Source organism: Urinicoccus massiliensis (assembly GCF_900120405.1).
Lineage (GTDB): Bacteria > Bacillota > Clostridia > Tissierellales > Peptoniphilaceae > Urinicoccus > Urinicoccus massiliensis.
Genome location: NZ_LT635489.1, coordinates 1 through 6,002 on the forward strand (window position 1 = coordinate 1; position 6,002 = coordinate 6,002).

Sequence of the window (6,002 nt, forward strand, 5' to 3'; positions counted from 1 at the left end):
GGTAGGAGAGCATGGCAGATAAAAGAATGTTTTCACTAAAGATAGTGGATAGCGACTTATTTTTGGATATGCCACTAAGTAGTCAATGTCTGTATTTTCATTTATCAATGAGGGCAGATGATGATGGTTTTGTAAATAATCCTAAGAAAATCATCAAAATTATCGGAGCTAATGAAGATGACCTAAAAATACTTATTGCCAAAGGCTTTGTGATAGTCTTTGATCAGGGAATTATCGTCATTACTCATTGGAAGATAAATAACTATATTAGAAAAGACAGATATAAGCCAACAATGTATATAGAGCAGAAACAACAGCTTTATCAGACGGAAAATGGAGCATATATTTCAGAAGAAAAAGTTGGTTGTCATCTGGTTAACCAAAGGTTGTCAAGTGGTCAACCCAGTATAGATAAGGGTAGATTAGATAAGGTTAGTATAGATAAGGGGAGAGAAGAACAGTCCACCCCCATCTTTTATGGAGAATTCAAAAATGTAAGGTTAAGCAAAGAAGAATACCATAAGCTAAAGGATAAGCTACAAAGTCATACAGATACAATGATTGAAAAGCTATCAAGATATATCAAAAGCTCTGGGAAATACTATAAAGACCATTATGTAACAATCCTTAATTGGTATGAAGAAGATAAAGACAAACTAATACAAAAAGGTTTAAATAAAAAAATGAACTATGATGTAGGAGAATCTTTGTAGATAAAAAGAGGTGGAAAGCCACTATTAAAGACTTTAAGTCTAAAAAGGTATAAAAGTATGCCAGAGATAATAAAAAGATAAATATGACACTTAAAAGGCGATTAGAAAATTAAAAATCTAATCGCCTTTTTTATTGAAACAAACAGGAGGAAAAATATATGCACGAAAATAAAAATGAAAAGAATACAGGAACAAAAACTATAAAGAAAATTGGTAAAGCAACTTATGAGGTTGTTGTTCACTTTAATGAAAATGCAACGGAAACAATGCAAGACAAATTAAAACGCATAATTCTTAGAGAAATGGAGAGAGAAAAACATCAAAAAGCGATAAAAAATGATTAAAAAGTCCTTGACAAGTTGTTACAGGGAAAACTGCTAAGTCAATTCTAATATCTTGTGGAGCAAGACTTGCACCTTTTGATATAAGAGAGCTTAGAGATCTAATGAGCGAAGATGAATTAGAACTCGATAAAATTGGAGATAGAAAAACTGCCTTGTTCGTAATAATATCAGATACTGACGATACCTTTAACTTTGTAGTCTCAATAATGTATTCTCAATTATTTAATCTACTATGTGATAAGGCAGATGATGTGTATGGTGGAAGACTTCCAGTTCATGTTAGGTGTCTACTTGATGAGTTTGCAAATATCGGTTTGATTCCTAAATTTGAAAAATTGATAGCGACAATTCGTTCAAGAGAAATATCGGCAAGCATAATACTGCAAGCACAATCTCAATTAAAAGCAATCTATAAAGACCATGCAGATACAATAGTTGGTAACTGCGACTCTACACTCTTTTTAGGAGGAAAAGAAAAAACAACAGTAAAAGAATTATCTGAAACCTTAGGAAAAGAAACCATAGACCTATATAACACATCAGAAACAAGATCCAATCAAAAATCTTTTGGTCTAAATTACCAAAAAACTGGCAAGGAACTTATGAGTCAAGATGAAATAACTGTAATGGATGGCGGTAAGTGTATTTATCAGTTAAGAGGAGTAAGACCTTTTCTATCTGATAAATTCGATATTACAAAGCATAAGAATTACAAGTTGTTGGAAGATTATGATAAGAAAAACTTGTTTGATGTGGAAGAGTATTTAACAAATAGAGATAAAATAAAAATAAACAGGAACAGTTTGATTACAAGATTATGAATTAAGCCTAGGATAAAAATATTTTTGGTATAATATCTATATAAACCATGGAGGTAGGCATATGAGGTCTTATGAAAGTAAGGAAGAATTAAAAAATGAGATAAAGAAAACTTTTGGAAAATATATTTCAGAGTTTGATAATATCCCAGAAGAATTAAAAGATAAAAGAGTAGATCAAGTTGATAGGACACCAGCTGAAAATCTTGCCTATCAAGTAGGTTGGACAACTTTAGTTTTGAAATGGGAAGAAGATGAAAAAAAGGGAATTGAGGTTAAAACGCCATCTGACAAATTTAAGTGGAATCAACTTGGAGAATTGTATCAATGGTTTACAGATACCTATGCTCATAAATCGTTAAAGGAATTAAAAGAACAACTATCACAGAATATAGAAGATATTTACTCTTTGATAGATAATCTTACAGAGGAAGAATTATTTAAACCACATATGAGAAAATGGGCAGATGAAGCAACAAAAACTGCAACTTGGGAAGTATATAAATTTATCCATGTAAATACAGTAGCACCATTTGGAACATTTAGGACTAAGATTAGAAAATGGAAAAAACTTAATAATTTTGTGAATGTAATTAAATAATAAGGTTGGTGCTTTAATTGAATTATGAAAAATTTAAAAAAATAATAAATAGAAAAACCTCTATAATAGTATTAGATACAAATGTAATACTTGACTTAGCTCGATATTCATTATACAGTAGCAAAAACATATTAGAAATTTTCAAGGAGTGTAAGGATTTAATATGGATTCCGAATCAAGTGTATAAAGAATTTAATAAAAATAAATATAGCGTATTCGGACAATTGAAAAAAAAGTATCAAAATTTTGAAAAAGATTTACTAAGAGTAATTGAAAGGAGTCAAAAAAATTTAGAGAGTGTCTTGATTAAATCATCTAAATATAATTATTTTGGAAGAAAAAATTTGGAGAATGATTTAAATAACAAGTTAGTTGAATTAAAACAAATAATCAAATCTTATAAAAATAGTGTTGGTATTGAATATGATGAAATAACAACAGATTCTCCTGAAATAATTAAAGATATAGATAATCTTATTTCATATTTAGAAAAAAATAATAGGATAGGTAATAGGATAAGGTTTAGTGAACAATTAAAAATTATTAGAGAGGGTGAACTTAGGTATAAATATAAAATTCCGCCTGGATATGAGGACATTAATAAAGATGGAGTTGAAAAATTTGGAGATTTATTTGTTTGGAAAGAGATATTAGATTTACCAGTTGAAAAATCAGTAAAAGATATTATTTTTATTACGAATGATATAAAAGAAGACTGGTGGAGTAAGGATAGTCAAGATAATTTAGTAGTTCACGATAAATTATTAAGTGAATTTAAAGAAAAAAATCCAAATGTAAATATTGAATTTTTAACAACAGGAATGTTTCAGAATTTCGCTTCAAAAGTATATGATAGATATGATTTTAATGTTTATGTAGATTTAAATAGAAAAGATGTGTCATATGTAGAAAGAGTAAAACAAGATATTTCTAATGATATAGTTGACAGTATTTATAATAACAACTATTATTATCTAGAATCGTATGTTATTGGAAGTGAGGGTATTGAAGAATTAGATATAAATAATTGTGAATTCAATGAGATATTAGATACTTATGAAGAGTTTACAGACGAGATTGTTAGTATAACTTATGAGCTAGAATATTTAATAAATTTAAGTTGTGTATCCTTTGATTATTGGGGACGTGATGATGATACAAAAGAAGTCATACAATCACCACCAATAGAACAAGAATTTAGTGGAAGTGTCATAGTTAATGTCACAAGATTAATTAATAAAGATGATATCGAAGAAGATTCTTTTTATATTAATAATGATAAAGAATATACAGATATTGAAATAATTGAAATTCAGATAGATCAAGATTCTATAAACAAAAATGAAGAAGACTACGATGACTCTTATTTAGAAGAGGAGAATTACAATAATGATTATGCATTTATTTGCTCTAAATGTGGAAAGGGATTTAAGGATAGGCGAGAAGATGTAGGTGGTATTTGTCGAGATTGTTCATTTAATGATTAATAATATAGGATATTTTATTAAAGCAGTAATTATAAAGTTTACTGCTTTTTTTATACTCAAAATTAGGAGGTTAAGATGTTAAGGATAAGAGCTCCTACTTAGAACAATTTAATAAGGAATAATGTATAGCGATTGGAAATAAATAGATCCAGTCGCTTTTTTAATTGAAATTTATAGATTAAGGAGAAGAAATTAATGGATAGAGAAATGATAAATATTAATGCAAATTTAGTTAAAGAAGTGGAATTATCAGAATTTGAAAGAGATGGAGAAAAAGTAGATGTAGCAAATTTTACTCTCATTAAAAAATATGGTAAAGGAAAAGAATATATAAATTGTTCAGTCTACGGAGAAAAAAGCGAACGTGCAAAAGAATTAGATAAAGGAGATATAATCCATGTCTTTGGATATTTCAAAGAAAACAAAAAAGGAGATAAGGTCTACAAGAATTTTATAGTTAAATCACTAAATAAAATAGAAAATAAGAAAGAAAACGAGGAGGAATAATATGGAATTTTTTACAGCTGGAGTTGGAGTTTTAAAGACACTTGTAACTGCAATTGGTGCAGGTTTAGGAGCATGGGGAGTTATTAACTTAATGGAAGGTTATGGTAATGATAACCCTGGTGCTAAATCTCAAGGTATTAAGCAATTTATGGCAAAATAAGGACGGGATAACACAACAAATTCTCTAAAACAAAACACTAAACCAATGTAAGATTGAATGAAATCAATATTTATGCTATAATTAAATAAATCTAATGAACAGAAAAAGAGGGATATTATGGCACTTAACTATAAACCATTATGGATACAGTTAGCAAAAAAAGGACTAAAGAAAACAGATGTAATAGCTATGGCAGGACTTACAACAAATGTTATGGCACAAATGGGCAAGGATAAACCAATTACATTTAAAAATTTAGAAAGAATATGTAAGGCTCTATCTTGCACCCCTAATGATATTATTAGTTTTGAAGACAATTTTAGTGAAGAGGAAATGACCAGTTAGGTCATCGGTTTATAAAGAAAGGTGGTTTTGATCATTTATTCAAAATTTAATAACTTAAAACCAGAAAAACAAAAGCAAATTATTAACGCAGCTATAAAAGAATTTGTTCGAAATGGTTTTGAAAAAGCATCTACTAACGAAATTGTAAAAAGAGCTAATATTTCAAAAGGCTCGCTGTTTAACTATTTTAACAGTAAAAAGGATCTTTACTTGTACTTGATTGAGTATAGTAGTAAAGCAATCGTGAATCTAAATGAAGAAATTGATTTGTCTGAAACTGATTTATTTAAAAGAATCGAAAGAGTTGCTTTACAAAAGTTCTATGTTCAACAAAAGTACCCACAGGCATTTGAATTCTTGGCATCAACTAAACAAGAGGAGTCTGTAGAAGTAAAGGATATCATTAAACAAAGGCTCAATCCAATCTATAATCAAGCCATAAATAAATTATATAAAGACATTGATTACTCTAAATTCAGGGAAGGAGTTGATATTGAAAAAGCAATTGAGATTTTGAATTGGACGATGTTTGGTGTAGGAGAGAAAGGACTAAAGGAATTGTTTACCTTTGATGATATTGGTAGATTTGGAGAGAAATATCTAGAAGAGTGGAACGTTTATGCCGAATTACTGAAATACAGCTTTTATAAATAAAACTAAATTAAAGGTGTATTGAAATGAAAATATAATAGCTTTAGATTTTTATCTAAAAAATTTTAAAGGAGTGTGTCTATATTATGACCGATATAGTAAAAGTACAAGGATTACAAAAAAAGTTTGGTAAATTTCAAGCATTGCGTGACGTTTCGTTCACGATAAAATCGGGGGAAGTGGTTGGGTTTATTGGTCCTAATGGTGCTGGGAAATCTACAACTATTCGTGCCCTATTAGGAATTATAAAACGTGATGCTGGTATTGCCGAGATATTCGGTAAGGATGTTTGGAAGGATAGCCTTGAAATTCATAAGCGAATTTCTTATGTCCCTGGAGATGTTGCCCTTTGGGAATCTTTAACGGGAGGAGAAAT

At 29.2% G+C, this 6,002-nt stretch carries 9 protein-coding genes and 1 pseudogene; all 10 read left to right on the forward strand.

The annotated features are described in order from the left end of the window. The first annotated feature begins 11 nt into the window (after positions 1–11). Positions 12–713: a hypothetical protein gene (locus BQ7400_RS00150; protein ID WP_047211468.1), complete on the forward strand. Its 702-nt coding sequence runs from the start codon at positions 12–14 to the stop codon at positions 711–713. A 158-nt stretch (positions 714–871) separates the two neighbouring features. After that, complete coding sequence (locus tag BQ7400_RS00155; RefSeq protein WP_002839983.1) at positions 872–1,057, forward strand: transposon-encoded TnpW family protein; 186 nt, start codon at positions 872–874, stop codon at positions 1,055–1,057. Between the two features lie 11 nt (positions 1,058–1,068). Then, positions 1,069–1,878, forward strand: a pseudogene (locus tag BQ7400_RS00160) (VirD4-like conjugal transfer protein, CD1115 family); the annotation flags it as partial. A gap of 61 nt (positions 1,879–1,939) precedes the next feature. Further along, positions 1,940–2,476 carry a ClbS/DfsB family four-helix bundle protein gene (locus BQ7400_RS00165; protein ID WP_001258251.1) on the forward strand — a complete coding sequence of 179 codons (537 nt, stop codon included), beginning with the start codon at positions 1,940–1,942 and terminating at the stop codon, positions 2,474–2,476. A 17-nt stretch (positions 2,477–2,493) separates the two neighbouring features. Continuing rightward, complete coding sequence (locus tag BQ7400_RS00170) at positions 2,494–3,963, forward strand: PIN-like domain-containing protein (RefSeq protein ID WP_001105422.1); 1,470 nt, start codon at positions 2,494–2,496, stop codon at positions 3,961–3,963. 195 nt (positions 3,964–4,158) lie between these two features. Continuing rightward, positions 4,159–4,470 (forward strand): single-stranded DNA-binding protein, encoded by a 312-nt coding sequence (locus tag BQ7400_RS00175; RefSeq protein ID WP_072469056.1) that lies wholly within the window; start codon positions 4,159–4,161, stop codon positions 4,468–4,470. A 1-nt stretch (position 4,471) separates the two neighbouring features. Next, a complete protein-coding gene (locus tag BQ7400_RS00180; RefSeq protein ID WP_004825242.1) occupies positions 4,472–4,630 on the forward strand; it encodes a Maff2 family mobile element protein in 159 nt (52 codons plus the stop codon). A 117-nt stretch (positions 4,631–4,747) separates the two neighbouring features. Further along, positions 4,748–4,975, forward strand: a complete 228-nt coding sequence (locus BQ7400_RS00185; RefSeq protein ID WP_072469057.1) for a helix-turn-helix domain-containing protein — start codon at positions 4,748–4,750, stop codon at positions 4,973–4,975. A 27-nt stretch (positions 4,976–5,002) separates the two neighbouring features. After that, entirely contained in the window at positions 5,003–5,629 is a 627-nt protein-coding gene (locus BQ7400_RS00190; RefSeq protein ID WP_000587963.1) for a TetR/AcrR family transcriptional regulator, read from the forward strand. An 83-nt stretch (positions 5,630–5,712) separates the two neighbouring features. Then, positions 5,713–6,002: ATP-binding cassette domain-containing protein (locus BQ7400_RS00195; RefSeq protein ID WP_144019911.1), on the forward strand; the 290-nt coding region annotated here is incomplete at its 3' end.